Source organism: Flavobacterium cauense R2A-7 (assembly GCF_000498475.1).
Taxonomy (GTDB): domain Bacteria; phylum Bacteroidota; class Bacteroidia; order Flavobacteriales; family Flavobacteriaceae; genus Flavobacterium; species Flavobacterium cauense.
On record NZ_AVBI01000016.1, the window covers coordinates 241,304 to 265,394 of the forward strand.

Genomic DNA, 24,091 nt, shown 5'->3' on the forward strand with positions numbered 1-24,091 from the left:
TCTATTTGTTGAAATGTGGTGAATTTTCCAATTGCACGTCTGTTATGAAATATTTTGTATCGCCCCACCATGGAAACGTTCGAAGTCGTTCCACATAAGTGACTTTTACATATTTCCCCTGATAATTTACCAAGTCGTCAATAACGTTTTGATCTTTGTCCAATACCGAAAAACTGAAAATCTGAGCACCGGAAATTCCTTGGCTCATTTCGCCTTCCCAGGTCTTTACGATAAATCCTTTTCGGCTGATTTTGATTAGTTCACCAGCGCGCACACCATCACTGTAAGGAATATAATAGATGTAGGCAAAATAGGTAACGAACATTAAGACTAATGCCAGTAAACCAAATAAAAGGTATTTTTTCATAAAACGTTAATTTTCGGTTGTATGTTCTTTTTCGAGAGCACGGTTAAGAATGTTTTCGGGTAGGGATTTTTTTGCTTTGGCTCCCATCTTTTTTAGTTTTTCCACACTGGTTACAAGGTTTCCTTTGCCTTCTACCAATTTGTTCATGGCGTTGCCGTACTCGCTTTTTGCCTCGTCCATTTTTTTGCCAATTTTAACCAAATCAGACACGAAGCCTTCAAATTTATCGTATAATGCTCCTGCCTGACGTGCTATTTCATAGGCGTTTTCCTGTTGTTTCTGGTTGGTCCACATACTGTCGATGGTTCGCAAAGTAGCCAATAGTGTGGATGGTGTTACGATTACGATGTTTTTTTCAAAAGCTTTGTTGTATAAAGTGTTGTCTTCGTTTAGTGCTAATGCAAATGCCGGTTCCATCGGAATAAATAACAATACAAAATCCGGACTTTCAATCTGATATAAATCATGGTAGTTCTTACCGCTTAACTGCTCGACATGACGTTTGATGGAATTTACATGTTCTTTTAAAAAAGCGGTTTTGTTTTCTTCGTCTTCTTCATTAATGAAACGCTCATAAGCAGTTAAAGAAACTTTGGAATCGACAATCATTTTCTTACCGTCCGGAAGATTGATGACTACATCGGGTTGCACACGCGAACCGTCTTCGGTAACGAAACTTTGCTGTACTTCGTATTCACGGCCTTTCTCCAAGCCCGATTTTTCCAGTACACGTTCTAAAATCAATTCGCCCCAATTGCCCTGCATTTTACTGTCGCCTTTTAATGCTTTGGTAAGATTCAGCGTTTCTTTACTCATCTGTTCGTTCATTTCGCGTAAACCTAAAATCTGCTGACGTAAAGCGGCGTGATAATCGATACTTTCTTTGTGTGTGTCTTCAACTTTCTTTTCAAATAACTGTATTTTGTCCTGTAAAGGCGTCAGGATGTTTTTCAGTTGTTCTTTGTTTTGCTCTGTGAATTTATTTGTTTTTTCTTCCAGAATCTTATTGGCCAGATTTTCGAATTCCTTGGTGAATTTCTCCTGAAGCTGGTTCACTTCTTCTTTTTGTTCTTTGTTTCGTTCCCACAGGTTTTCGAAATCGGTTTCTTTTTTGGACAACTGAATCGCTAAGGCATCTTTTTCATTGCGAATGGTTTCTTTTTCGTTATGCAACTGTTGGAGTTGTTTTTCGAAAGTAGCACGTTCAAGTTGAAACTGTTGTTTGTGTTGTTCGATTTGCGATAAAAGGCCGTTAATGCGTTCTTCCAACCCGGATTTTTCGGATTGTGATTTGGCAGAAAAAAGGATTTTACCAATGAAAATGCCTATTCCCAAGGCAATGATAAATGCGGCTAATACTAAAAGGGTTTGCGACATGGATATATGATTTGTTTAATAGTGTAAATGTAGTAAAAAAAAGAAATGGCTTTGTGATGATTTATTGTAGTGAAAATAAACCGCTGCATCAATTGACTGTTTTATATAAAACGCCTTGTTGCTGTGTGGATTTACTTTGTTTTTTCGTTGTTTTGGTGTCTATATTTTTCTGCTGCAAACACAATGGCAATCCCTATTATGTATGTCAGCAAATCAAGCCAGGAAAATGAAGTTCCTATAACGGTTCTGGCTAGTTTTGACTTTTCTAAATTCAGTTTTTCAACAATATTTAAAAATTGAAGGAATTCTATGGTAAAAGCAAAGGCTAAAACGAAAAAAGCAGCTGTTCTCACCTTTAAGTTAAAAAACGATTTTACAAAACAATAAAGTAATATAACAACCAATACATCACCTAAATAGGGTCTTATAAAACGGTCATGAACAAATAAGGCGATTAGGATTTCTGTGATAAAAAGGGCAACAGTAAATGCTAAATAAAGTGGGTTGAATTTCAGCATTTTAATGAGTATTGTCAGGTTTTGGTATTCCGATAAAATAAACGATTACGATTACGGTTATGCAGGCAGTAGTAATAAATGCTGTTGTGGCACCAAACCGAAACCAAATAATTCCGGTTAAGGAGCTGGCCAACATGGTAGCGATACTTTGTAATCCTGAAAATGTTCCAATAGCAGTGGCTGTATCTTTTTTGTCGGTGATGTTTGAAATCCATGCTTTTGAAATGCCTTCGGTTGCTGCAGAATAGATGCCGTATAAAGCAAAAAGACCAAAGAAGAGATACTGGTTAACACTCATGGCCATTCCGAAATAAACGCTTGCAAATAAAATGAGTCCGGAGATGAAAATTGTTTTCAGTCCTACTTTATCGGCAAGTATTCCAAGTGGAAAGGCAAACAGTGCATAGATGAGGTTGTAAAAAATGTACATCCCGATTACCATTGCATCGTCAAGTCCGCTTTCTTTTGCTTTTAGCAGCAGAAAAACATCCGAACTGTTAAATAATGTAAACAGCAGTAAACCGGCAACCAATTTGCGGTAAGGAGTCGGACTGGCTTTCCAATACTGCAGAAAGGAAAAAAAAGAAACCTTTGTTTTTTCTTTGTCGGAAACCCTTGTTTTGTCCTTTAGTAAGAAAGATGCGGCGACAGCGAAAAGGCCGGGAATGAAAGCGACATAAAAAAGTGTTTTGTAATCCTGAGGATAATAATACAGATACAGCAATGCTAAAGCCGGACCGAAAACGGCTCCCAAAGTATCCATGGAGCGATGGAATCCGAAAATCTTTCCTTTGGTTTGCGGCGTTGCTTCATCGGAAAGCATGGCGTCTCGGGCTCCTGTTCGGATGCCTTTGCCAAAACGATCGATGGTTCGAGCCAGAAAAATCCATACCGGAAAGGTAAAAACAGCCATCATGGGTCTTGATAAAGAGCTGAACGCATAACCAATCCGAACAAAAGGAACACGCTTGCCTGAATTGTCGGAAAGTTTACCGAAATATCCTTTACTCAATCCGGCAGTAGCCTCGGCAATTCCTTCCAATACTCCGATCAGAACTATTGAAAAGCCAATTGATTTGAGGTAAATAGGCATTACAGGATACAGCATTTCACTTGCTATGTCCGTAAAAAGACTAATTATGGACAGAATCCAAATGGTTCGGGTAATGTATTTCAAGATTTTTCAGGTATTTACGGAAAACTTTTCAGTCAGCGTTTTACAAACTTAAGAATATGATTTTGTTTTTCCGATACGATGTGTGCAATATACATTCCGTTTTGAAGGTCATGGATGTTGATTTGTGAAGTGTTTCCTGTTTGCTCTTTGATTTTTTTTCCCACAGTATCAAATAAGGTAATTTTTTCAATAGTGTTGTTTTCGTAATTAATGATAGAAATTACATCGCTGGCGGGGTTCGGATATAGGATGAAAGGCCTGCTTTGACTGAAATTTTCGGTGGATAAATTTGCGCAGAAAACCGAAGTGGGGATATTTCGGTGATTGTTGGATCCGATACCTAATCTGCCGTCTGTATTGTAACCCCAAGCCCATAAATCGGTGTTTGAATTCACGCCAATGGTATGTTGATAGGATAGGGCAATGTCTGTCCAATTGCTTGAAGTTCCTACCGAAACAGGGATGCTGCTGTGGGTGTTTGTGCCATTTCCCAATTGACCAAAGCTGTTGTATCCCCAAGCCCATAAGGTTCCGTTGGTTTTTATGGCTACTGTATGGTAACCTCCGGCATTAACATTCTGCCAATCTGAATCAGTACCAATTTGGGTTGGAACAGCTTTATTTGTTAAGGTGCCATCTCCTAATTGACCATAGGCATTCCATCCCCAAGCCCATAAAGTGCCATTTTGTTTAATGCCGGTTGTATGCAGATAGCCTTCGTTAATCTCCAGCCAGTCGGTGTCGGTCCCGATTCGTACCGGTGTGATTCTGTATGTAATAGTACCGTCTCCTAATTTTCCGTTGGTGTTGTCTCCCCACGCCCATAACGAACCATTGGTTTTAATAGCAAAAGAATTACTGTTGCCTGCGGCTACGGATAACCAGTCAGTGTCGGTTCCAATTTGTACCGGATGGTTTTTGTTTATGGTTGTGCCATCGCCAAGTGCTCCATAAGAATTGCTTCCCCAAGCCCATAGAGTGCCGTCAGTTTTAATGGCCAATGTGTGGTTGGCACCACCGGAAGCAGTTTTCCAATTTGTTTCCGTATTCATTTGAATGGGGATATACAAATCAATATCAGTTCCGTTGCCCAATTGTCCTTCGTTGTTACCGCCCCAGGACCATAACGTATTGTTCTGTTTGATGGCAACCATATGACTGTAGCCTGAAGAGACTGTTTTCCAATCTGTGTCTGAAGAGATTAAAACAGGGGCGTTACGGTTAGTGGTAGTGCCATCTCCTAATTGTCCCCGGCCGTTAAAGCCCCAGGTCCATAGCGTGCCATCTTCTTTAATTGCTGCGGATTGGCCGTTTTTAGCTGATATTTTTTCCCAACATTGAGTGCTTGCAATAGTGTTCCAGAGCAGGAATACAGATATAAAAAGTAGCTTTTTTTTCATAAGCAGCATTTATTGAATTTAAAAATTCTTCCTCTTCATCTTAATGAGATGTTTTTTATTGAAAAAAACGGTCTCATAGTATATTGGTAAATTAAATACAATTTAGCGAAAAAACAAATAAAGTTTTATTAAATTAACATTATTTATGTGTTTAACTTTAAGTTTAAAACATTTTATGAAAAATATGTTAAAAAAATCTATTTTGATTATTTTTGATGTAAAATGTTGATTTTTAGTTGTTTGTATTGAAAATATTTGTAACTTTACTGAACGGTTTTTGATTTGTTATTTGAATTTATTCATCCGTGAAAAGAGAATCTATTCGAGAGTCGTTTCAACTAAAATAGTGAAAGGATAATAGTAAATCAGAATACTGTAGAGAGGCCTGTTAAAAGGCCTCTTTTTTTGTTTTAAAAGGATAATTTCTAAAGCGTATCGAAATATTTCGTAAATTTGAGTTGAGGTTTCGATTAGTTATTGAATAGATCCAAGCACAACCGCAAAAGAGTATTCAGTCGTAAGTTCTGCCTACATTGAAAGGTATTTTGAATTAGACGTAATGAATCAAAACTTCGATAGGAGGTCTAACGGGCCTCCTTTTTTTATTTTGAAAACCTTTTATTTTGAGTTGTCTTTTACATAAGAAGCCAATAAAAATAATTTATCGAAATTAAGCAAAAATGAAAGTTTACATTAAAAATATGGTTTGTCATCGCTGCATATTAGCAGTAGAAACGATTCTGAAATCCTTAAATCTCGCCTACAAGAATGTTACTTTGGGGGAAATCGAGTTTCAGAATCCGTTGCCTGATGCAATGAAAGAAAAAATGGCACAACAGCTCGAAGCGATTGGTTTTGAACTTATTGATGATAAAAAGCATCAACTGATTGAGCGCATAAAAAATTGCATCATTCAATTCATTCATCACGATAAAGAACTTCTGAAAATGAACCTGTCCGATTTTTTAGCCGGGGAATTGGGCTACGAATACAATTACCTGAGTAATTTATTTTCGGAAGTGGAAGGGACGACAATCGAAAAATATGTGATTCTGCAAAAAATTGAAAAAGTAAAAGAACTCATCGTATACGACGAACTTTCATTGAAGGAAATCGCAGAAAGATTGGGATACAGCAGTGTAGCCTATCTGAGCAATCAGTTTAAAAAAGTAACCGGATTAACCCCTTCTCATTTTAAATCCATCGGACAGCAAAAACGTATTCCGTTAGATCATCTGTAAATGTTACAATTCGTTGTGAGAATCCTATAATGCTTTCTTTGCTGATCTGACCGAACTTTGTGTTATCAATAATAAGAAATCATGGAAACAAACAACAAAATACTCACCATTCCGCTTGAAGACGTTCACAGCGAACATTGTGCACTGATTGTGGATGATGCTCTTAATAAAACTGATGGCGTTTTGTCACACAAAGTAGAACTCAACAACCAATTGGCTAAAATTGAGGTCGATTCCAAACAATTTAAGTTAGGACAACTCACAAAAAATATTCGGGATCTGGGCTATAATGTCACTACCGTTAAAAAAAGTTATCCTGTAGAAGGGATGACCTGTGCTTCTTGTGCAGTGAGCGTAGAAAGTATCCTGTCTTTTGAGGAAGGCGTTATTTCCTCCGCAGTGAATTATGCAAACGCCACAGCTACTGTCGAATATGTTCCGGGGTTAGGGCATCCGGAAAATTTTAAAAAAGCAATTCAAAGCATCGGTTATGATTTGATTATTGCCGAATCCGAAAATCAGGAAGATGAGATTCAGGAACGTCAGAACGAACACTATCTGCAATTAAAAAAACGGACAATAGCAGCCGCCTTGTTCACTCTTCCTGTATTTCTTATCGGAATGTTTTTCATGAATATGCCTTTTGCCAACGAAATTATGTGGGTGTTGGCTACGCCGGTTTTGTTCTGGTTCGGAAAAAATTTCTTTATCAATGCCTGGAAACAAGCCAAACACCGCAAAGCCAATATGGATACGCTGGTCGCGTTGAGTACCGGAATTGCTTATGTTTTCAGCGTTTTTAATACGTTAAATCAGGAGTTCTGGCACAGTCGCGGTTTGCATGCACACGTGTATTTTGAAGCGGCAACCGTAGTAATCACTTTCATTCTCTTGGGAAAAGTGCTGGAAGAACGCGCCAAAGGAAATACCGCCTCGGCCATAAAAAAACTAATGGGTTTACAACCTAAAACCGTTACGCGATTAACCAAAGAAGGGCAACAGGAAGAAGTGAAAATCAGTGCGGTTACTCTGGGCGATGTTCTTTTGGCAAAACCCGGAGAAAAAATAGCGGTCGACGGGAAAGTAATTTCAGGAAGTTCTTTTGTCGACGAAAGCATGATTTCCGGAGAACCGGTTGCGGTAAGTAAAAATGCCGGTGATGAAGTTTTTGCCGGAACCATCAACCAAAAAGGAAGTCTGCAGTATTCCGCAGAAAAAGTCGGATCCGAAACACTGCTTTCCCAGATAATTCAAATGGTACAAAATGCGCAGGGCAGCAAAGCGCCGGTACAAAAACTGGTCGATAAAATTGCCGGAATCTTTGTGCCGATTGTGTTGCTGATTTCGATAGTGACGTTAATCGTCTGGATTATTTTTGGAGGCGAAAACGGTTTGACACACGGACTTTTAGCCATGGTGACGGTTTTGGTCATCGCTTGCCCGTGTGCTTTAGGTTTAGCAACACCAACTGCTATTATGGTTGGCGTTGGGAAAGGTGCCGAAAAAGGAATCCTGATAAAAGATGCTGAAAGTTTAGAACGCGCCCAAAAAGTTGACACCGTTATTTTTGATAAAACAGGAACCATTACTGAAGGAAAACCATCTGTAGCAGCTTCGTTGTGGAAAGAAGAAAATGCGTTCCTTACGGCAGTTTTGTTCGCAATCGAAAAGCAATCGGAACATCCTTTGGCAGAAGCGGTTGTGGCGAACTATTCCGGAATTTCGACGGTAACAGTTTCGGATTTCGAAAGCATCACCGGATTTGGGGTGAAAGCGAAAGTGGAAGGGAAAACATATTTTGTCGGGAACAAACGGTTGTTAGACAGCCATCAGGTTGCAATCGATAATTATTTTACCAATTTTATTGCAAATCATTCTCAATTGGCACACACGCTTTTGTATTTTTCCGATTCGGAACAAGTTTTAGCGATATTGGCTGTTGCCGATAAAATCAAAGAAACGTCGATTGAAGCGGTAAGACAATTGAAAGAACAAGGCATAGAGGTAATTATGCTTACCGGTGATAATGAACAAACGGCTGCATCGGTAGCCAAAACGGTTGGAGTAAGCCGATACAAAGCCGGAGTTTTACCGGAAGATAAATTGTCTTTCGTAAAAGCATTGCAATCAGAAGGGAAAACAGTAGCGATGGTAGGCGACGGTGTAAACGACAGCGCGGCTTTGGCTCAGGCCAATGTGAGTATCGCTATGGGAAAAGGTTCTGATATTGCGATGGATGTGGCGCACATGACCATCATTTCTTCGGATTTACTGAAAGTATCGCAGGCCATTTTACTCTCCAGACAAACCGTAGCCACCATAAAACAAAATCTGTTCTGGGCTTTTATTTATAACATCATCGGAATACCGATAGCCGCCGGAGTCCTGTATCCGATAAACGGTTTTTTACTCAACCCTATGATTGCCGGTGCAGCCATGGCGATGAGTTCGGTGAGTGTGGTAAGCAACAGTTTACGGCTTAAATTCAGAAAATAACAGTAAATTTTACAAAACAGGGCAGTAATAGTATAACAACATCAGGACGAAAACTTCCGAAATTTGTAGCACAAATAAGTAATAAATTATCAGACAATGAAAACGAAACAATTCAAAACCAATATCAATTGCTCGGGCTGTGTGGCCAAAGTAACACCATTTTTAAATCCGTTATTGGGTGAAAACCAATGGCAGGTTGATACGGCTAATAAAGAAAAAATTCTGACTGTTCCCGCAGATAATCTGGACGAAAAAACACTTTTGGAACAGGTTAAAAACGCCGGATTTAAAATCGAACCTTTAACACAAAACCAATAAAAATGAAAACAGTATTTTTAATTCTGATGAGTTGGGTCGGACTGACAGCTGCTCAGGCACAAAGTAACGATTGGAATCAATTGTTAAAAGACTATTTGGTTCTCGAGGATGCTTTGGTGGGTTCCAACGCAAACGATGCGAAAGAAGCCGTTGCAAAAATGCAAAAAGAAGTACAACAACTCCTGCCGGAAGCATCAGGGAAGGCATATCAAAAAGAGCTTAGGTTTTTAGCGGCCTATCTGGAAGTTGCCGGTAAAGCTTCATCGGTGGAGGATATCAGAACCCGATTCGAAAAAATATCCGGATCCATGATAGTTTTGGCGAATCAAAAAGTATTTGGCAGCGAAACTTTGTATGTAGTGTATTGCCCAATGAAAAAAGCCAGCTGGCTGGACGATGCCAATGAAGTGAAAAATCCATATTACGGAAAAGCAATGCTAACCTGCGGAAGCGTTACCAAAACAATCAATTAAGAAATCATGAAAAGGCTGTTCCTTCTTTTGTTTTTAACGAGTTATTCTTTTGCTGCAATCGGACAAACGGTTAAACGTTACGATTTGCACATAAAAGACACGTTGGTGAATTTTACCGGGAAAACAAAACAAGGAATAGCGATTAACGGTCGGATTCCGGCGCCTACTCTGGAATTTACGGAAGGAGATATTGCCGAAATCCACGTGTACAATTACCTGCATCACGAAACGTCTTTGCATTGGCACGGACTAATTTTGCCCAACGAAATGGATGGGGTGCCTTATCTTACCACAGCTCCCGTAAAACCCCATTCTGAAGCAATATATCGTTTTCCGATTGTGCAAAACGGAACGTATTGGTACCATTCACACACCATGTTACAAGAACAGGTTGGAATGTACGGCGCTTTTATTATTCATAAAAAAGAACCATCTGCGGTTAAAGAAAAAGTGGTGTTGTTAAGCGATTGGAGCGATGAAAACCCGAATCAGATTGAGCGATCGTTACATCAGGCTACCGATTGGTATGCTATCCGAAAAGGAGCTACTCAAAATTATCTTCAGGCGATAAAAGAAGGCCATTTTTCCACCAAACTGGAAAACGAATGGAAACGCATGATGGCGATGGATGTAAGTGATATGTTTTACGAAAAATTCCTGATAAACGGCAAACTTTCCGATGCGGTTTCCGATTTGAAACCCGGTGAAAAAATCCGATTGCGCGTTATTAATGGAAGTGCTTCCACTTATTTTTGGCTGCAATTTTCCGGTGGTAAAATGGAAGTGGTTGCCAGTGACGGTGCCGACGTAAAACCAGTTACTGTAACACGATTGATTGTTGGTGTTTCCGAATCATACGATATTCTGATTACCGTTCCCGAAAAGGGGAGTTATGAATTTTCAGCCACTTCAGAAGACCGGACGGGAAGTGTTTCGCTTTGGTTGGGAGAAGGTGCAAAAGTACCAATGAAACCGATGGAGCGTTTGCAGTATTTTGAAGGCATGAAAATGATGAATGACATGATGACCGTGGGCGGAAAAATGAACGATATGGGCATGAACATGAGTCTGCAACAAATGGATATGAATGCCGTAATGTATCCCGAAATCACCGGAAGTTCATCGGCGGAGAAAAGTGAAAGTGCTGAAGAAATGCATCACGATCATGCTGAAATGCCTAAAGAAGAAATGGTAACTTTGAATTACAACATGTTGCAATCGGTAACCAAATCAACGTTACCCGACGTCCCTTTTCGCGAATTTACGTTTGAATTAACCGGAAACATGAACCGGTATGTCTGGACGATGGACAACAAAACCATTTCAGAAACGGACAAGATTCTGATAAAAAAAGGCGAAAACATCCGTATCATTATCAAAAATAATTCGATGATGCGTCATCCGATGCACCTGCACGGTCATTTTTTCAGAATCGTCAATCAGTACGGCGAATATTCTCCTTTGAAAAATGTAATGGACATCATGCCGATGGAGACCAATGTGATTGAGTTTCATGCTTCGGAAAATTATGGCGACTGGTATTTTCATTGCCATATTCTGTATCATATGATGTCGGGAATGGGAAAAATTTTCAGTTATGAAAACTCGCCTGTAAATCCGGAATTGGGTAACCCAAAAAAAGCCTTGCGAAAAGTATATGCCGACGACCGTCGTTTTTATTTAGGAGCCGAAATCGGTTTGGAAAGCAACAGCAGCGATGGTGAAATCCGTTACAGTAATACGCGATGGATGCTGCAAACCGAATGGCATGTGGGATTTCAAAAAGAGTATGGGTATGAAAATGAACTGCGTTTTGGGCGTTTTTTAGGTAAAAACCAGTTTTTGATGCCTTATTTGGGTTGGGATTTTCGGTACAGACCGGAAAAAAATACAGAATACAATTTGTTCAATCAGACCGATACCCATAACAAAAGAAGTGTGGTTTCTTTAGGTTTGCAGTATACAATGCCCTTTTTTATAGTGGCGGATTCCCGAATAGATACCGATGGAAAATTCAGATTGTCTTTCTCGCGCAACGATATTCCGCTAACGGAAAGGATGCGGTTGCGCGCGATGTGGAATACGGATAAAGAATGGGCTTTAGGGGCAAAATACATTCTCACAAAATATTGGGCACTTTCAACACATTACGACAGCGACATGAAGTGGGGAGCAGGAATCACGTTGCAGTATTAAAGAAAGATTTCAATCAATTATCGCTAAAGAGTATTCTTTTAAATTCATTTACGGGCAAAGGTTTGCTTAACAAACTCTGAACATAATTATTGTCTTCCGCCCGCTTTATGTCTTCCGAATCCAATGTAGAAGAAAGCATGAATATTCTGGTTTTGTGTTTAAGCGATTCCGGAAGTTTTTCGTACTCCGACAGGAATTCAAATCCGTCCATTTCGGGCATACGGATATCCAACAGGATTATGAGTTCGTTGAAATTTATATCCGAATTCTTCAGCCATAGCATTCCTTCCCGGCCGTTGTTGGCAATATTTATATCGGTCAGTCCCAAGTTCTTTTTTAATAACTGACTGGTAACCAACTGATCAATAAGATTGTCTTCGATTAATAAAAGTTTATATTTCATAGTATTTGGGGAGTGTGACTGTAAATGTACTTCCAACGTTGGTTTCTGAAGTTACCGTAATATTACCATTGAGATTTTCCGCTGCTTCTTTTGCGATGTAAAGTCCCAAACCGGAGCCCATATTGTTGTTTGTAACAAAAAACATTTCAAAAATTTTAATGCTGAATTCGTCTTTTATTCCAATCCCGTTGTCTTCAATTTCAATTTTACAAAACCCGTTATCTTCATAGGCTTTGATGATAATGTGTTTCTTTTTCTTTTCCGGATCGGAATATTTTATGGCATTTGAAATAAGGTTGTTGAGGATGATTTTTAAACGAAGGCAATCGGTAGAAATTTCGTCGAGTGCAATGTTTTTTTTAATATTGATGGTTTCGGCATTTTTGATGTGTTGGTGCTGACTTATACAATCATCAATCAATTTGTTGAGGCTTACAGTTTCAATCGATAATTGCTTCCTTTTGTTTCTGGAATAATCAATAATATCACTTATAAATTGATCTTGTTTTGTCAGGCTTTGGTGCATCAGTTGTAAATATTCTTTGAGCTGTTCCGGATTGTTTTCTTCCCACGCAATTTCAATCAGTCCTTTCAGAGACGTTATGGGAGAACGTAAATCATGGGAAGCACTATACACAAATTTGTCCAATTCACGGTTTGCAATCGTTAAATTTTCATTGTGAACTTCCGTTTCTTTTTTCGAAAGAATGAGCTTTTTAATCATAATGAAATAGTACAGCGATACACTGCAGATGATTATCAAAATGAAAAAAACATTGGTATACACAAGATAACTTTCTATTTTTCGTGTGCCTTCATTAAGACTGTCGGAGTAGTTTTTTTCGGTTTTTGTTAAAACATCGCTCAGGTTGCTTATCCTGAGTAGCATTTCTTTTTTCGCTTCCGAATCTAAACCGGTGGATTGTACTTTTTGATGTACTTCATTTCCGATTACTTGCAGTTGTTCGATTAAACGATCTCCTTTTTCCCATTCATCAATTGCTTTTTTGAAAAAAGGAACGTTATGGAAATTTTTAAACATCCAGATCATATTGTCGAAATCCTTCTCATTATTTCCACCGGCTCTTAAACCTTGTTTGATTATTTTCGGGTCTTCATTGTTAAGCATTGCTTTTCGGGCAATAGCATCGCCTTTCGGAATTTTTAATTCTTCCTGAAAGGACGCCCATAGGTTTTCATCCTTTGTATAAAGATAGGCTATGAGGTGCCGAACAGCTTCTTTCTGTCCTTTAGAATAATACGATTCTCCGCTGATGTAGGCTCTGTTAACCGATAATGTCCTAATGGTATAATAGTTAATAACAATCAGTAAGGCGCATGAAACAAACACTATAAATAATAGAACGAAAACATTGGGCAGCTTTAATTTCTCAATAATTTCCCTTTTATTCATAAATGTTCCAATTAAAAGCAGATGAAAAAATCTTTTCTAAGGTAAGGTTTTTTTTAAAAACAAAAAAATATAGTAAGAATTTTATGATTACATGTTTGTAGGGTTTATTTTGCAAAGCTTCAAATGTTTGAAAAACAATAATTAAGCTTTTAATAAAGCATCAATGTTGAATTTTTTCATCTGAAGGAAAGCGTTGACTACTCTTGGTGCTTTTTCAGGATCACTCATCAATTCCCCAAGTATTTCCGGAACAATTTGCCAGGATACTCCGTATCGGTCTTTTAGCCAGCCGCAATTGCTTTCTTCACCACCTTGGGTGAGTTTGTCCCAGAAATAATCAATTTCTTCCTGATTTTCACATTCTACCACAAACGAAAGGGCTTCATTGAAAGTGAAGCCTTTTGCCAAACCACTGTCCATGGCCATAAACACATTTTTGTTTAACTGAAATTGCGCATGCTTAATTGTGCCTTTTACATCATGATCGTCTTCCGAATATCGCAGAATACCTACAATTTCCGAATTTTTAAATAGTGAAGTGTAAAAATGAATGGCTTTTTCCGCTTTACCGTGCACTTTTTCGGTAAACATCAGAGTGGGTGTAAATTTTTGCCCCACATCAGCCAATTTTCCATACGACAATTGCCAGTTAACGCCAAATTTGTCCTGAACCCAACCGTATTTTTCACTCCACGGATAGTTGTCTTTAGCCATTAACACCATTCCGTCTTCAACTAATTTATCCCAGGCAGTGTCTATTTCCGATTCGGTTTCACAAACTACAAAAAAAGAAATCGACGGATTCATTTGAAATTGTGGTCCGCCATTCAAACACATGAATTTTTGCCCGGAAGCTTCAAATGTGACAACCATCGGGTTTTCGGCAGTAATTTTCACATGTTCAAATACCGAACAGTAAAATTCGGCGGCGGCTTTGGCTTTTCCGTTAAACCAAAGACAGGGATAGATTGGATTTTTCATTTTCAGATTTCTAAGCGGTTGGTTTATTGTTTGGGAAATTGACTGACATCCATATAAAAAACTTCCCAAAAATGTCCATCCGGATCTTCAAAACTTCTTTGTTGCATGAAACCGTAATCTTTTGGTTCGGTCGGTTCTGTACCTCCTGCGGCCAGCGCTTTGTCTGCCATTTCATTCATTTTTGCAACACTTTCGAGTGATAAAGAATTGATAACGGCTGTCGTTTTATGGGTATTGGCAATTTCTTTTCGGATAAAATCCCTAAAACGATTATACGTCAACAACATTACATAAATCTCGTCGCTAAAAACCATACAGGCTGCGGTTTCATCGGTAAACTGAGGATTGTTAGTAAACCCAATTTCAGTATAAAAAGCCATGGATTTCGGGAGGTCTTTTACCGGGAGATTGATAAAAATCTGTGATTTCATAGTGGTCTGATTGAGTCGTTAGTTGGATTCCGTGTATTTTTTGAAATTGTCTAAAATGGATTGCCAGCCTTTTTGCTGCAGTTCCGTCGAATTTTCGTTTTCTGCTTCAAAGGTTTCGGTGACCGTTGTCTGTGAACCATCCGATTCAAAATGAATATTCACTTTCCGTCCGTCGATAATTGAATATTCTATCCTTTCGTGCTCTTTTACAGCGATGTAAATGCCTTCAAAATCAAATCCGAAACTGCCGTCCCGGGCTTCCATTCTGAAATTGAATTTGCCTTCCGGACGTAAATCGTTGTTTGCGTGTGGCGTAAACCAGTCATCTGAAGCATTGTTCCATTGCGTGATATGCTCCGGACAGGTCCAGTATTTCCAGACTTTTTCAATTGGAGCTTTTACCGTAGTCGTTACGGTTATCGGTTGTTTTTGTGTCGCCATAACGTCTTTTATCGGGTGAAACAAGTGTCATAAAATTACGATACTTTTGCCAAGCGATAAAACATAAAATGTATTTTTACCAAAAAATTAATAATGCACAGGCACTTTCTTCTTCATAAACCCCATGGATATTTAAGTCAGTTTATTTATGAAAAGAAACGGCATAAGAAACTGTTGGGCGAATTGCATGCTTTTCCGGAAGGAACGATGGCTATCGGGCGTCTTGATGAAGATTCGGAAGGATTGTTACTGCTAACCACAGACGGCATGATGAGTGAAATTGTGCGCAGTAAAACTGTTGAAAAAGAGTATTTTGCCCAAGTTGACGGTTTGGTTACCGAAGAAGCCATAGCACAATTAAAAAACGGAGTGGAGATTGGTTTTAAAGGGATTCGTTATACTACAAAAAAATGCGAGGCGCGAATTGTTACTGATTTACCGGATTGCATCGGTGAAGGCAGACGCATTCGTGATGCGCGACATGGTCCCACCAGTTGGCTTTCCATTACGCTAACGGAAGGAAAATTTCGTCAGGTGCGTAAAATGACGGCTGCCGTTGGATTGCCTACCTTACGATTGGTGCGTATTAGAGTCGGAACAATTACTTTACAGAATTTGAAAGCAGGAGAAGTTTTAGAAGTGCCCGATTTTCAAACAGACGATATTTAAAGATGATAAACATTGTTTTAGTGGAACCGGAAATCCCAAATAACACCGGAAATATAGGACGATTGTGCGTAGGAACGGAAAGTCGTTTGCACCTGATTCATCCCTTTGGTTTTGAGATTACGGATAAAAACCTGAAGCGCTCCGGTTTGGATTATTGGGTGCATCTGGATTGGCATCAGTATCAGAATGTAGCCGAATGGAAAGCTCAAATTCCGGATTTGTCACGTGTTTTTCTGATGAGTTCCCATGCCGAAAAATCCTATCTTGAAGCTGATTTTCAGGATGGTGACTGGTTGGTTTTCGGAAAAGAAAGCGTTGGATTGAGTCAGGAAGTATTGCAACAATTCGAAAATCATTTGACCATACCAATGTCGGATAAAATCAGAAGTTACAATATCGCCAATTCGGTTGCATTTGTGGTTGGGGAAGCGAAACGTCAAATTATGCTGAAATAAAATAAATAAACCTGTAAAAGCACGGTGTTCTTCTACAGGTTTAGTATTATCGGTGGATAAAATTTCCGAGTGAAACCGTATAATTTCCGTTTTTGGCAATGTAAATATTGTATTCTCTTGGAAACAATCGGTTAATCGGATAATTAAGAGGTTGCGAAAAAGAGCTGTTTATCACTTTTCCGGATTTAAGAAATTCTAATGTTACAATCGGACTGATGAAAACAAATTTACCGTTAAAAGTACCCAATGCAAGGGTGTGTGCGAGTGGTAAATAATTATCTGCATTTCCAGGAAGCCAATAGCGGCCAGTTTGGGCATACGAACCAACTCCTTTCAGTAACGGAGCATAATCTACCGGCATGTAATTTTTTTGCGGATAGTTGCTGAATTTTGAATCCAGTTCCTCAGACCATTCCGGTATTTGCATTCTTTCGGCTAAGGAAATCGTGTAAAAATGAAAGTCGAAATGTCCTTTTTTGAAACTTTCAATATCAGAGTAACGCTCCGGAATCCAGTTTATTCCAATATGATTGAATGCCGTAATTTCCGTAGCAATTTTTGGTAACGTAATGATGGACGACTTATTGAAGTCGGTATTATCAGGGAGATCATTAATAACGCCGGGTGTCATTTCAACACCAATTTCCAAAGGCATTTGATAGTTGTTTACACGAATCCATGATTGAGCAAAACCATTGCCTAACGGAATTTCAGGACCGTAAATAACATTGACACTACTGCTTTCTTTAGTTGTTTGAGAGGCAGCACCACTACTGCCGGAATCTTCGTTTACATATTCTTCTTTGTCACATGAAAAAAATATAAATAAAAGTCCGACTATGAGAACTTTTCCTAAATGGTTACTTTTTTTCATAAGTGTTTTTTTAAGTTTTTAATTGTTAACGGGGTACAAATTCGCTCAGAGTGATATAGCGATTTTGAGTTTTCGGATCTAAATAGATATTGTATCTCGTTGGATAATTGCCCGGAACATCAAAAAAATCAGGTTGTGAATAAGGAAATTCCATACTAGCTCTGATATTGTTTAGGGTTTGTAATGTTACCATTGGTTCAACAAAGATAAATTGACCGTCATATGTTCCCAATATCATTATTTTTGAAAATGGGAGATAAGCTCCTAAATTTGAAGGAAGCCAGTGTTTGCCCATTTGAGGTTCAGCACCTATGGCACCCGGAAGGGTAATATAATCCATGGGCATGTGTCCTTTTGCGGGATAATTGTTAAATGCAGCATCTGAATTAAGAGACCATTCGGGAATAGCGTTACGTTCTGCAACCGATATCATGTAAAAATGAACATCGAAATGAGGAACTGTAAAAACACCTTGCGGATCATGGCCGGTGGGATTCCAATTAAGACCAATATGGTCAAACGGAGTGAGTTCTCTGGCTTTGAGATGTAAAGGCAGAACTATAGTGTTTTCGTGTCCGGAATTCAACGGTAATCCTTTTAAAGCCTCAGGAGTAAATTCCACCCCAATTTCTCTAGGATACCCATTTGCATCCACACTGATCCAACTTCGTACCATTCCTTCACCAAGTCTGACTTCACGACCTTTAAAAACAGTAACGAGATTGCCTTTTGAATCTGCTTTTACTTCTTCATTGTACGTTTTGTTATTGCCAGCTTCAGTAAATTCTTCTTTTTCACAGGAAACTAAAGCAAATGTCAAAATCAAAAGAATAATTTTTCCTACTAAGAATTTTTTTTTCATAATTTAAAATTTAAATTAATACTCTCTGTACAGGAAAAATGTTTTTGGAAATTTTAGTATACAAATTTACGGATAAAATATAAGTATTTGATTTTTAACGATTTAAAATAAATATGTGACAATTTTAGATTGAAATAACAGCCCCGATAAGAAACATTATGAAACCACTTTTTTCTTTTATATTTGTGTAATAACCAATCAAAAAATATATGGCATCAGTACATCCTTATCTTACGTTTAACGGAACTTGTGAAGAAGCGTTTAATTTTTATAAATCCGTTTTTGGCGGTGAATTTCCTTATGCGGGAAAATTTAGTGACATGCCGTCAGAATATCCGATTGCCGAATCGGAAAAAAACAAAATCATGCACATTTCATTACCTATCGGAAATACTGTTTTGATGGGAAGTGACGCAGTGGAAGGTTTTGGCGGAGTTCCGAAATTTGGGGACAATTTCTCCGTTTCGATTAATACCGACAGTGAAGAAGAAGCCAAACGAATTTTTGACGGACTTTCAGCTGGCGGAAAAGTAACCATGCCTTTGGATAAAACCTTCTGGGGCGCATTGTTCGGTATGTTTACGGATAAATTCGGCATCAACTGGATGGTCAACTACGATTACGAACAGAAATAATCTGCGTTTTAGATAATAATTGAGCCTCGATTTTTCGGGGCTTTTTTATTTTAATTAACCTTATCGTAACCTTTTGATTGCTTTAATTTAATTGTAAATCAGTAACTTAGTGGTGATTTCAATTTTAAAGTTGAAAGCCATGAGTGAAATCGTTTTAACCCTCTTGGGAGGTTTGGTCCTTTTTCTCTATGCGGTAACCAGTCTTTCTGATGTTATTCGGAGCGTTACTGCCAAGAAACCAAAAAAATGGCTTTTACGATTTACCAAAAACACATTTACGGCAATTCTCACCGGTACTTTGATTACCATTATTTTAGATTCTTCTTCCGTAGTGATTATCATAACGATTGTCCTGGTAAATTCAGGATTGCTTACTTTTCGTCAGGCGATGGGAATTGTAATGGGAGCCAATATAGGTACCACTATCAGCAGTCAGATTATTGCTTTGGACGTTGCCCAGTATTCGCCTGTCCTTTTGGTCATCGGGATGACACTGCTTTTGATTATGCAGAAAGAACATCACAAGCGATACGGACAGCTCTTTATTTATTTCGGAATGTTGTTTTTCGGTTTGTTTATCATGGAAAATGCTATTGCGCCTTTAAAAGAAAATCCTGTTTTTCATGAATGGATGGCGGCTATGGATAATCCGATTACAGGTTCGATTACAGGAGCATTTATAACACTTATTATTCAGTCGTCTTCTGCTACAGTGGGTATGGCGATCCTTTTGGTGAAAAAAGGCGCTTTAACTCTGGTTGGCGGAATCGCAATTATGCTGGGAGCAGAGTTAGGAACCTGCAGTGATACATTATTGGCCACCATACGCGGTAATCGACAAGGAATTAAAACCGGATTGTTTCATCTGATTTTCAATTTTACCTCAATTGTTATCTGTTTACTGCTGTTTCTTCCTTTTGTGTATTTTGTAGAATGGGTGAGTGGAGCAGTTCCTCTAGAAAGAATCCTAGCCAATGCTCATTTTCTGTTTAATTTTTTAGGTGTTTTGGTGTTTGTTTGGTTTCTTCCGGTTTTTGAAAAATTACTCAATAAACTGATTCCGGAAAAAGTTACTTCCGATTTGAAAGAAAAAATTCCCGAACTGGAAGAATAATTATCGGAACAACTCTTCGAAGAAATCCTTCATCGCTCTCCAAGAACGTTTGTCGGCTTTTTCATTATAAGCTACGCCTTTGCTCTTATCGTTTCCGGCATCTTTGTGAGTGAAAGCATGAACCGCATCGGCATAATATACCATTTGCCAATCGGCTTTGGCGGTTCGCATTTCATCCTGAAAAGCCTTGATTTCTGTGTCCGGAATGTAAAAATCATCGGCGCCGTGAAGTACCAGAATTTTAGGTTGTATTGGTTCAATAGTTCTTGCAGCATCGCGTCCTAAACCACCGTGAAAAGAAACCACGCCTTTTACCTTGAAATTGGCTCGGGCGGCTTCTAATGTGCCACTGCCGCCAAAACAATATCCGATTACCGCAATTTCATTTGGGTTGGCTCCCGTTTTTATCAATTGATCTAAAGCGAGTTGAATGCGTTTCTGATATTCTTTGTAATTGTTTTTAAAATAACCTGCTTTTTGTCCCGCTTCCTGAGTATTTTTCGGACGATTCTCTAAACCGTAAATATCGGCTACAAAAACATAATAGCCTAATTTTGATAGTTCCTGAGCGCTTTCTTTGGAATGTGCATCAATTCCCATCCAGGCAGGCAATACTAAAACACCGGCTTTTTTTGGAGTTGCTTTTTTAGGCTGTATAGCAAGCCCTTCCAGTTTTTGAGTACCGTCATTATAAACAACCGGTTTTAATTGGGATTGTGCAGTTATAATGGTTAAACTGCTGATAAGTAAAGTGAAAAAATAATTCGATTTCATAACCTTATTTTTTTGAAGCTTAAAGTTACGAAGAACCGACGTAAATTATCGGTTTATTTGATGATAAATTTGCCTTTTTCGGCATCGAAGAAAATATGTTCGTCTTCAAATAAGGTATTAAAGGTGCCTTCCGTAATTAAAGTACAAGGATCGTTCTGAACCGTTTTTTCAGGAGTCATCACAATCATTTCATCGCTAAGTTGTATGGCCAAATCGACATCATGCGTTGAAAATAAAATGCATTTTCCGGTTTCATGAGTTAATTTTCGGAGCAGTTTAAAAAGCGCTACCTTATGTACCAAATCCAAATGGGTGGTGGGTTCATCTAAAATAATTAGCGGTGTATCCTGAGCCAAAGCTCTTGCCACTAAAACATTCTGCAATTGTCCGTCACTGATTTCGTAATGTTTTTTGCTTGATAGATGCTGGATGTGAGTGAGTTCAATCGCTTGACGTACTTTTTCAACATCGTTATCGGTCAAAGTTCCAATCCAATTGGTGTACGGCTGACGTCCTAAAGCCACCAATTCGAAAACGGTTAGGTTGCTGGGCGGTAATTTTTCGGTTAACACCACGCTGAGGTTTTGAGCCAGTTCTAAAGGTTCGTAGGCTGTAATTTTTTTATCGTTCAGAAAAACAGTTCCTTCCAACGGTTTCTGAATTCCGGTAATGGTTCGCAATAAAGTCGATTTCCCTATTCCGTTGGCACCGATTAAAGCAATCAGTTTTCCGTCGGGTAAAGTAAGATTCAGATTTTTGGCAATGACCGTTTTCCCGGCTTTGGAAGTGTAGCCAATCGAAAGGTTGTCGGTATGTAAAACGTCTGCCATTATTGAATTAAATTATTCTGAAAACTTACTACTGTTTGCTGTCATCTGCAATCTGTCATCTGCCTTCTGATATCTGATTACTGACCACTGTTTCAATTCATCATTTTCCTTTTCCGAACCAAGAGCCAAACTACCACCGGCGCACCGATAATGGATGTTATGGCATTGATGGGTAAGGTAATATCACCGCCCGGCATTTGGGAAACTACATCGCAGAACAACATGATGGCGGCACCAAGCAAAAGCGTACTCCAATATAAAATTACGTGATTACTTGTTTGAAATAACAGTTTTGCAATATGAGGAACAGCAATTCCTATAAAGGCGATTGGGCCAACAAAAGCGGTAATGCTTCCGGCTAAAATGCTGGTGGCTAAGATGATAATCAGTCGGGTTTTCTGGAAATTCATTCCGAGGCTTCGGGCATAATTTTCGCCCAATAGCAAAGCGTTTAGAGGTTTTATGCTGAAAACGCTCATCAGTAATCCCAATCCGACGCAAACCGACAATATTCCGATGGAAGGCCAAGGCAGATTCCCCAAACTTCCCAACGACCAGAAGGTGAATTTCTGCAATTGTTCCGCCGTGCTGAAATAGGTCAATACGCCCACGAAAGCACTGGTAAAACTGCCAAACATTAAGCCTACAATTAGAATCGCAATGGTGTCCCGTAATTTTTGTGAAACGAATAAAACCAATAGTAAAACCAGAAAACTTCCTGCTGTGGAAGCTAATACGATTCCGTAAGAAGAAAGTACAATATCTCCTAAAAATGCCGGAAGAAAACCGGCTCCTAAAATCACAAACGCGACGCCTAAACTGGCACCCGAACTCAATCCCAAAACATCAGGACCGGCAAGCGGATTCCGGAATAACGTCTGCATCAATAATCCACTGGTTGCAAGTCCCATACCGGTTACAATGGCAGTAATGGCTTTGGGTAAACGATAATTGATAATGATGTATTCCCAAGCCTGTTTGGAAACGTTACCACCGGTTAAACTGTTGAAAACTTCCTTGAATGGAATCGTTACCGAACCCAAACTGATGTTGGTAAAAAACAACAAAAGCAACCCTATGAAGAGTGAAGCAAAAAGGAAGGTATTTCGTTTGGTATTCGGCAAATTAGTTCAGTTTTTGAAAGAAATACAATTGGTAATCGGGCAGTAGATCCGGATTGGTGATTTTTATCAGATCTTTTAAAACCAAATCCGGACGGTTGGCAGCCTGTTCATAATAAATCACGCCGCCTTTCGCACCGGTTTTGGTAGTAAACGAATATACGTTTTTATTTTTAAACGCTTTAAATTGAGCGTAATGCGGATTGGTGTCCTGTAGTTCTTTCAACGTCGAAAACTGTCCGGGACCAAACCAATAATCAGCATTTTGTGCTTTTTCCAAAACCTTTTCAAAGCTTAAAGCCAAGCTGCCGATGCCTTTGGTGTCTTTCCACAAATAATTGATACTGGCATCTCTTAAAAATAGGGCAGCCCAACTGTCACCTTGCGGTAAATTCCAGGTATCCCGAAACATTCCGCCGCTTAAAGCAGTTGGTCGGTTGGTTGCTTTTTTGGCTAAAACAACAGCGTCTTTATAGTCTTTTTCAATTTTGTTGAAAACCGCTTCAGCCTCTTTGTTTTTACCATACAAGGCTCCGAAAAACTTAATCCATTCCGATTTTCCTAGCGGAGTCTGTTCGGTCCAGTCGCCGTTATACAAAACTTTCATTCCGGCTTTTTCCAGATTATTGAAGGTCTTGTTGTTACTGTCGATACTGAAGCCTACAATCACTTCCGGAGACAAATCGATGGCGACTTCGGTATTGATGCTTTCATTCTGTCCGAGGTTTTTCACTTTTCCGGCATCAATTAATGAACGGGTTTTTCCGGAAGAAATCAAATTGGTATTCGGAAATCCGACCAAGGTATTTTCTACGCCTAACATTTCAAGCGAAGGAATATGGGTGGTTGAGGTTACGATAATCGATTGTACCGGAACGGAAATAGTGGTATATTTTTGAAGACTGTCGGGAACAATTCCGTTTTTTTCTTTTAAGATATAAGTGAAACCATTTTCGGCATTAGGCCAAGGATGTTTCACTTTTACGACTGAATACCCTTTGTAATTATAAATTTCCAATCCTTTTGCATGCTTGATAGTGTTTTCGGCTTTTTCGGCAACAGTAGTTTCAGCTTGCTCTTTTTTACAAGAAAGAAATAAGAAAACAACGGACAGAAGTACTACAGAAAACGGATTTTTCATTTTTGAATTATTGAATAAAGTGCAAAGTTAAATTTATTTCTACAGTTTTTTATGACGTATTACTACTATTTCTTTAAATTTTATTAGATTATTTCAATCTTACAAGTATATTTGTATCCGTATTGAGGTTGTGCGTTCGCGTTTTGCGACCCACATTAAAAGGGAATTAGGTGTAATACCTAAGCTGTACCCGCAACTGTAAGCTATAAAGCCTGTTGTTATTCTTCATGCCACTGTCTGCACAAGCGGATGGGAAGGTGGATAACAGGACGCAAGCCAGGAGACCTGCCTATTACAATGAGTAACAAACTTTCGGGAAAAAAGGTTTGGGTATGGGTAAATTCTATGCTTTTCTCCCAGATTATTAAATTTTTTTTAAACTA

General features: G+C 38.8%; 25 protein-coding genes and 1 riboswitch. Of the genes, 9 read left to right on the forward strand and 16 right to left on the reverse strand.

Features of this window, described 5'->3' with window-relative positions; all coding sequences use genetic code 11:
- Position 1: 1 nt before the first annotated feature.
- The 5 genes from FCR2A7T_RS09080 to FCR2A7T_RS09100 form a co-directional block, all read right to left on the reverse strand.
- Positions 2-367 carry a hypothetical protein gene (locus FCR2A7T_RS09080; protein ID WP_023570985.1) on the reverse strand — a complete coding sequence of 122 codons (366 nt, stop codon included), beginning with the start codon at positions 365-367 and terminating at the stop codon, positions 2-4.
- A 6-nt stretch (positions 368-373) separates the two neighbouring features.
- Positions 374-1,744, reverse strand: a complete 1,371-nt coding sequence (gene rmuC, locus FCR2A7T_RS09085; RefSeq protein WP_023570986.1) for a DNA recombination protein RmuC — start codon at positions 1,742-1,744, stop codon at positions 374-376.
- Between the two features lie 131 nt (positions 1,745-1,875).
- On the reverse strand, positions 1,876-2,262 hold the full coding sequence (locus FCR2A7T_RS09090; RefSeq protein WP_023570987.1) for a ribosomal maturation YjgA family protein: 387 nt from the start codon (positions 2,260-2,262) through the stop codon (positions 1,876-1,878).
- A 1-nt stretch (position 2,263) separates the two neighbouring features.
- The gene (locus tag FCR2A7T_RS09095; RefSeq protein WP_035118002.1) at positions 2,264-3,439 is read right to left on the reverse strand and encodes an MFS transporter; all 1,176 of its coding nucleotides are present in this window, start codon (positions 3,437-3,439) and stop codon (positions 2,264-2,266) included.
- A gap of 32 nt (positions 3,440-3,471) precedes the next feature.
- A complete protein-coding gene (locus FCR2A7T_RS09100) occupies positions 3,472-4,839 on the reverse strand; it encodes an RCC1 domain-containing protein (RefSeq protein WP_051369541.1) in 1,368 nt (455 codons plus the stop codon).
- 680 nt (positions 4,840-5,519) lie between these two features.
- Here FCR2A7T_RS09100 and FCR2A7T_RS09105 point away from each other — a divergent pair.
- The 5 genes from FCR2A7T_RS09105 to FCR2A7T_RS09125 all read left to right on the forward strand — a co-directional run bounded on the left by FCR2A7T_RS09105 (position 5,520) and on the right by FCR2A7T_RS09125 (position 11,563).
- Positions 5,520-6,080 carry a helix-turn-helix domain-containing protein gene (locus tag FCR2A7T_RS09105; RefSeq protein WP_035118004.1) on the forward strand — a complete coding sequence of 187 codons (561 nt, stop codon included), beginning with the start codon at positions 5,520-5,522 and terminating at the stop codon, positions 6,078-6,080.
- Between the two features lie 81 nt (positions 6,081-6,161).
- The gene (locus FCR2A7T_RS09110; protein WP_023570991.1) at positions 6,162-8,576 is read left to right on the forward strand and encodes a heavy metal translocating P-type ATPase; all 2,415 of its coding nucleotides are present in this window, start codon (positions 6,162-6,164) and stop codon (positions 8,574-8,576) included.
- Positions 8,577-8,672: 96 nt separating this feature from the next.
- Positions 8,673-8,894: a heavy-metal-associated domain-containing protein gene (locus FCR2A7T_RS09115; protein ID WP_023570992.1), complete on the forward strand. Its 222-nt coding sequence runs from the start codon at positions 8,673-8,675 to the stop codon at positions 8,892-8,894.
- A 2-nt stretch (positions 8,895-8,896) separates the two neighbouring features.
- Entirely contained in the window at positions 8,897-9,367 is a 471-nt protein-coding gene (locus FCR2A7T_RS14790) for a DUF3347 domain-containing protein (RefSeq protein WP_023570993.1), read from the forward strand.
- Positions 9,368-9,373: 6 nt separating this feature from the next.
- Positions 9,374-11,563, forward strand: a complete 2,190-nt coding sequence (locus tag FCR2A7T_RS09125; RefSeq protein WP_023570994.1) for a multicopper oxidase domain-containing protein — start codon at positions 9,374-9,376, stop codon at positions 11,561-11,563.
- Positions 11,564-11,576: 13 nt separating this feature from the next.
- Here FCR2A7T_RS09125 and FCR2A7T_RS09130 read toward each other — a convergent pair whose 3' ends face one another.
- From FCR2A7T_RS09130 to FCR2A7T_RS09150, 5 genes are all read right to left on the reverse strand, one after another.
- Positions 11,577-11,966: a response regulator gene (locus tag FCR2A7T_RS09130; RefSeq protein WP_035118006.1), complete on the reverse strand. Its 390-nt coding sequence runs from the start codon at positions 11,964-11,966 to the stop codon at positions 11,577-11,579.
- Complete coding sequence (locus FCR2A7T_RS09135) at positions 11,956-13,380, reverse strand: sensor histidine kinase (protein WP_023570996.1); 1,425 nt, start codon at positions 13,378-13,380, stop codon at positions 11,956-11,958. The genes FCR2A7T_RS09130 and FCR2A7T_RS09135 overlap by 11 nt, the downstream gene beginning before the upstream one ends.
- Before the next feature lie 141 nt (positions 13,381-13,521).
- On the reverse strand, positions 13,522-14,361 hold the full coding sequence (locus tag FCR2A7T_RS09140) for a VOC family protein (RefSeq protein ID WP_023570997.1): 840 nt from the start codon (positions 14,359-14,361) through the stop codon (positions 13,522-13,524).
- A gap of 23 nt (positions 14,362-14,384) precedes the next feature.
- Positions 14,385-14,792, reverse strand: coding sequence for a VOC family protein (locus tag FCR2A7T_RS09145; protein WP_023570998.1), 408 nt, complete (start codon positions 14,790-14,792; stop codon positions 14,385-14,387).
- An 18-nt stretch (positions 14,793-14,810) separates the two neighbouring features.
- Positions 14,811-15,233, reverse strand: coding sequence for an SRPBCC family protein (locus tag FCR2A7T_RS09150; protein ID WP_023570999.1), 423 nt, complete (start codon positions 15,231-15,233; stop codon positions 14,811-14,813).
- 93 nt (positions 15,234-15,326) lie between these two features.
- Between FCR2A7T_RS09150 and FCR2A7T_RS09155 the strand changes: the two genes are divergently transcribed.
- Both FCR2A7T_RS09155 and FCR2A7T_RS09160 read left to right on the forward strand, forming a co-directional pair.
- Positions 15,327-15,902, forward strand: a complete 576-nt coding sequence (locus tag FCR2A7T_RS09155; RefSeq protein WP_035118008.1) for a pseudouridine synthase — start codon at positions 15,327-15,329, stop codon at positions 15,900-15,902.
- Between the two features lie 2 nt (positions 15,903-15,904).
- On the forward strand, positions 15,905-16,357 hold the full coding sequence (locus FCR2A7T_RS09160; RefSeq protein WP_023571001.1) for a tRNA (cytidine(34)-2'-O)-methyltransferase: 453 nt from the start codon (positions 15,905-15,907) through the stop codon (positions 16,355-16,357).
- Between the two features lie 46 nt (positions 16,358-16,403).
- Here the strand turns inward: FCR2A7T_RS09160 and FCR2A7T_RS09165 are convergent, their stop codons facing one another.
- Together FCR2A7T_RS09165 and FCR2A7T_RS09170 are read right to left on the reverse strand one after the other, a co-directional pair.
- The gene (locus FCR2A7T_RS09165) at positions 16,404-17,231 is read right to left on the reverse strand and encodes a hypothetical protein (RefSeq protein ID WP_023571002.1); all 828 of its coding nucleotides are present in this window, start codon (positions 17,229-17,231) and stop codon (positions 16,404-16,406) included.
- A 25-nt stretch (positions 17,232-17,256) separates the two neighbouring features.
- Positions 17,257-18,093 carry a DUF5602 domain-containing protein gene (locus tag FCR2A7T_RS09170; protein WP_023571003.1) on the reverse strand — a complete coding sequence of 279 codons (837 nt, stop codon included), beginning with the start codon at positions 18,091-18,093 and terminating at the stop codon, positions 17,257-17,259.
- A gap of 209 nt (positions 18,094-18,302) precedes the next feature.
- On the opposite strand from FCR2A7T_RS09170, the gene FCR2A7T_RS09175 reads away from it, so the two are divergent.
- Together FCR2A7T_RS09175 and FCR2A7T_RS09180 are read left to right on the forward strand one after the other, a co-directional pair.
- Positions 18,303-18,728 (forward strand): VOC family protein, encoded by a 426-nt coding sequence (locus FCR2A7T_RS09175; RefSeq protein WP_023571004.1) that lies wholly within the window; start codon positions 18,303-18,305, stop codon positions 18,726-18,728.
- Positions 18,729-18,867: 139 nt separating this feature from the next.
- A complete protein-coding gene (locus FCR2A7T_RS09180) occupies positions 18,868-19,842 on the forward strand; it encodes a Na/Pi cotransporter family protein (protein ID WP_023571005.1) in 975 nt (324 codons plus the stop codon).
- Here FCR2A7T_RS09180 and FCR2A7T_RS09185 read toward each other — a convergent pair whose 3' ends face one another.
- The 4 genes from FCR2A7T_RS09185 to FCR2A7T_RS09200 all read right to left on the reverse strand — a co-directional run bounded on the left by FCR2A7T_RS09185 (position 19,843) and on the right by FCR2A7T_RS09200 (position 23,708).
- Positions 19,843-20,616, reverse strand: coding sequence for a dienelactone hydrolase family protein (locus tag FCR2A7T_RS09185; protein WP_023571006.1), 774 nt, complete (start codon positions 20,614-20,616; stop codon positions 19,843-19,845).
- 53 nt (positions 20,617-20,669) lie between these two features.
- Positions 20,670-21,446 carry an ABC transporter ATP-binding protein gene (locus tag FCR2A7T_RS09190; RefSeq protein ID WP_023571007.1) on the reverse strand — a complete coding sequence of 259 codons (777 nt, stop codon included), beginning with the start codon at positions 21,444-21,446 and terminating at the stop codon, positions 20,670-20,672.
- A 92-nt stretch (positions 21,447-21,538) separates the two neighbouring features.
- Positions 21,539-22,570, reverse strand: a complete 1,032-nt coding sequence (locus FCR2A7T_RS09195; protein WP_023571008.1) for an iron ABC transporter permease — start codon at positions 22,568-22,570, stop codon at positions 21,539-21,541.
- Position 22,571: 1 nt separating this feature from the next.
- Positions 22,572-23,708: an ABC transporter substrate-binding protein gene (locus FCR2A7T_RS09200; protein ID WP_023571009.1), complete on the reverse strand. Its 1,137-nt coding sequence runs from the start codon at positions 23,706-23,708 to the stop codon at positions 22,572-22,574.
- 112 nt (positions 23,709-23,820) lie between these two features.
- Positions 23,821-24,015: riboswitch (cobalamin riboswitch) on the forward strand.
- Positions 24,016-24,091 lie beyond the last annotated feature (76 nt).

Excerpts from the sequence above, each read along its gene's own strand:
- FCR2A7T_RS09080 (WP_023570985.1), bottom strand. The coding sequence starts at position 367 with ATGAAAAAATACCTTTTATTTGGTTTACTGGCATTAGTCTTAATGTTC.
- rmuC (WP_023570986.1), bottom strand. The coding sequence starts at position 1,744 with ATGTCGCAAACCCTTTTAGTATTAGCCGCATTTATCATTGCCTTGGGA.
- FCR2A7T_RS09090 (WP_023570987.1), bottom strand. The coding sequence starts at position 2,262 with ATGCTGAAATTCAACCCACTTTATTTAGCATTTACTGTTGCCCTTTTT.
- FCR2A7T_RS09100 (WP_051369541.1), bottom strand. The coding sequence starts at position 4,839 with ATGAAAAAAAAGCTACTTTTTATATCTGTATTCCTGCTCTGGAACACT.
- FCR2A7T_RS09105 (WP_035118004.1), top strand. The coding sequence starts at position 5,520 with ATGAAAGTTTACATTAAAAATATGGTTTGTCATCGCTGCATATTAGCA.
- FCR2A7T_RS09110 (WP_023570991.1), top strand. The coding sequence starts at position 6,162 with ATGGAAACAAACAACAAAATACTCACCATTCCGCTTGAAGACGTTCAC.
- FCR2A7T_RS09115 (WP_023570992.1), top strand. The coding sequence starts at position 8,673 with ATGAAAACGAAACAATTCAAAACCAATATCAATTGCTCGGGCTGTGTG.
- FCR2A7T_RS14790 (WP_023570993.1), top strand. The coding sequence starts at position 8,897 with ATGAAAACAGTATTTTTAATTCTGATGAGTTGGGTCGGACTGACAGCT.
- FCR2A7T_RS09125 (WP_023570994.1), top strand. The coding sequence starts at position 9,374 with ATGAAAAGGCTGTTCCTTCTTTTGTTTTTAACGAGTTATTCTTTTGCT.
- FCR2A7T_RS09130 (WP_035118006.1), bottom strand. The coding sequence starts at position 11,966 with ATGAAATATAAACTTTTATTAATCGAAGACAATCTTATTGATCAGTTG.
- FCR2A7T_RS09135 (WP_023570996.1), bottom strand. The coding sequence starts at position 13,380 with ATGAATAAAAGGGAAATTATTGAGAAATTAAAGCTGCCCAATGTTTTC.
- FCR2A7T_RS09140 (WP_023570997.1), bottom strand. The coding sequence starts at position 14,361 with ATGAAAAATCCAATCTATCCCTGTCTTTGGTTTAACGGAAAAGCCAAA.
- FCR2A7T_RS09145 (WP_023570998.1), bottom strand. The coding sequence starts at position 14,792 with ATGAAATCACAGATTTTTATCAATCTCCCGGTAAAAGACCTCCCGAAA.
- FCR2A7T_RS09150 (WP_023570999.1), bottom strand. The coding sequence starts at position 15,233 with ATGGCGACACAAAAACAACCGATAACCGTAACGACTACGGTAAAAGCT.
- FCR2A7T_RS09155 (WP_035118008.1), top strand. The coding sequence starts at position 15,327 with ATGCACAGGCACTTTCTTCTTCATAAACCCCATGGATATTTAAGTCAG.
- FCR2A7T_RS09160 (WP_023571001.1), top strand. The coding sequence starts at position 15,905 with ATGATAAACATTGTTTTAGTGGAACCGGAAATCCCAAATAACACCGGA.
- FCR2A7T_RS09165 (WP_023571002.1), bottom strand. The coding sequence starts at position 17,231 with ATGAAAAAAAGTAACCATTTAGGAAAAGTTCTCATAGTCGGACTTTTA.
- FCR2A7T_RS09170 (WP_023571003.1), bottom strand. The coding sequence starts at position 18,093 with ATGAAAAAAAAATTCTTAGTAGGAAAAATTATTCTTTTGATTTTGACA.
- FCR2A7T_RS09175 (WP_023571004.1), top strand. The coding sequence starts at position 18,303 with ATGGCATCAGTACATCCTTATCTTACGTTTAACGGAACTTGTGAAGAA.
- FCR2A7T_RS09180 (WP_023571005.1), top strand. The coding sequence starts at position 18,868 with ATGAGTGAAATCGTTTTAACCCTCTTGGGAGGTTTGGTCCTTTTTCTC.
- FCR2A7T_RS09185 (WP_023571006.1), bottom strand. The coding sequence starts at position 20,616 with ATGAAATCGAATTATTTTTTCACTTTACTTATCAGCAGTTTAACCATT.
- FCR2A7T_RS09190 (WP_023571007.1), bottom strand. The coding sequence starts at position 21,446 with ATGGCAGACGTTTTACATACCGACAACCTTTCGATTGGCTACACTTCC.
- FCR2A7T_RS09200 (WP_023571009.1), bottom strand. The coding sequence starts at position 23,708 with ATGAAAAATCCGTTTTCTGTAGTACTTCTGTCCGTTGTTTTCTTATTT.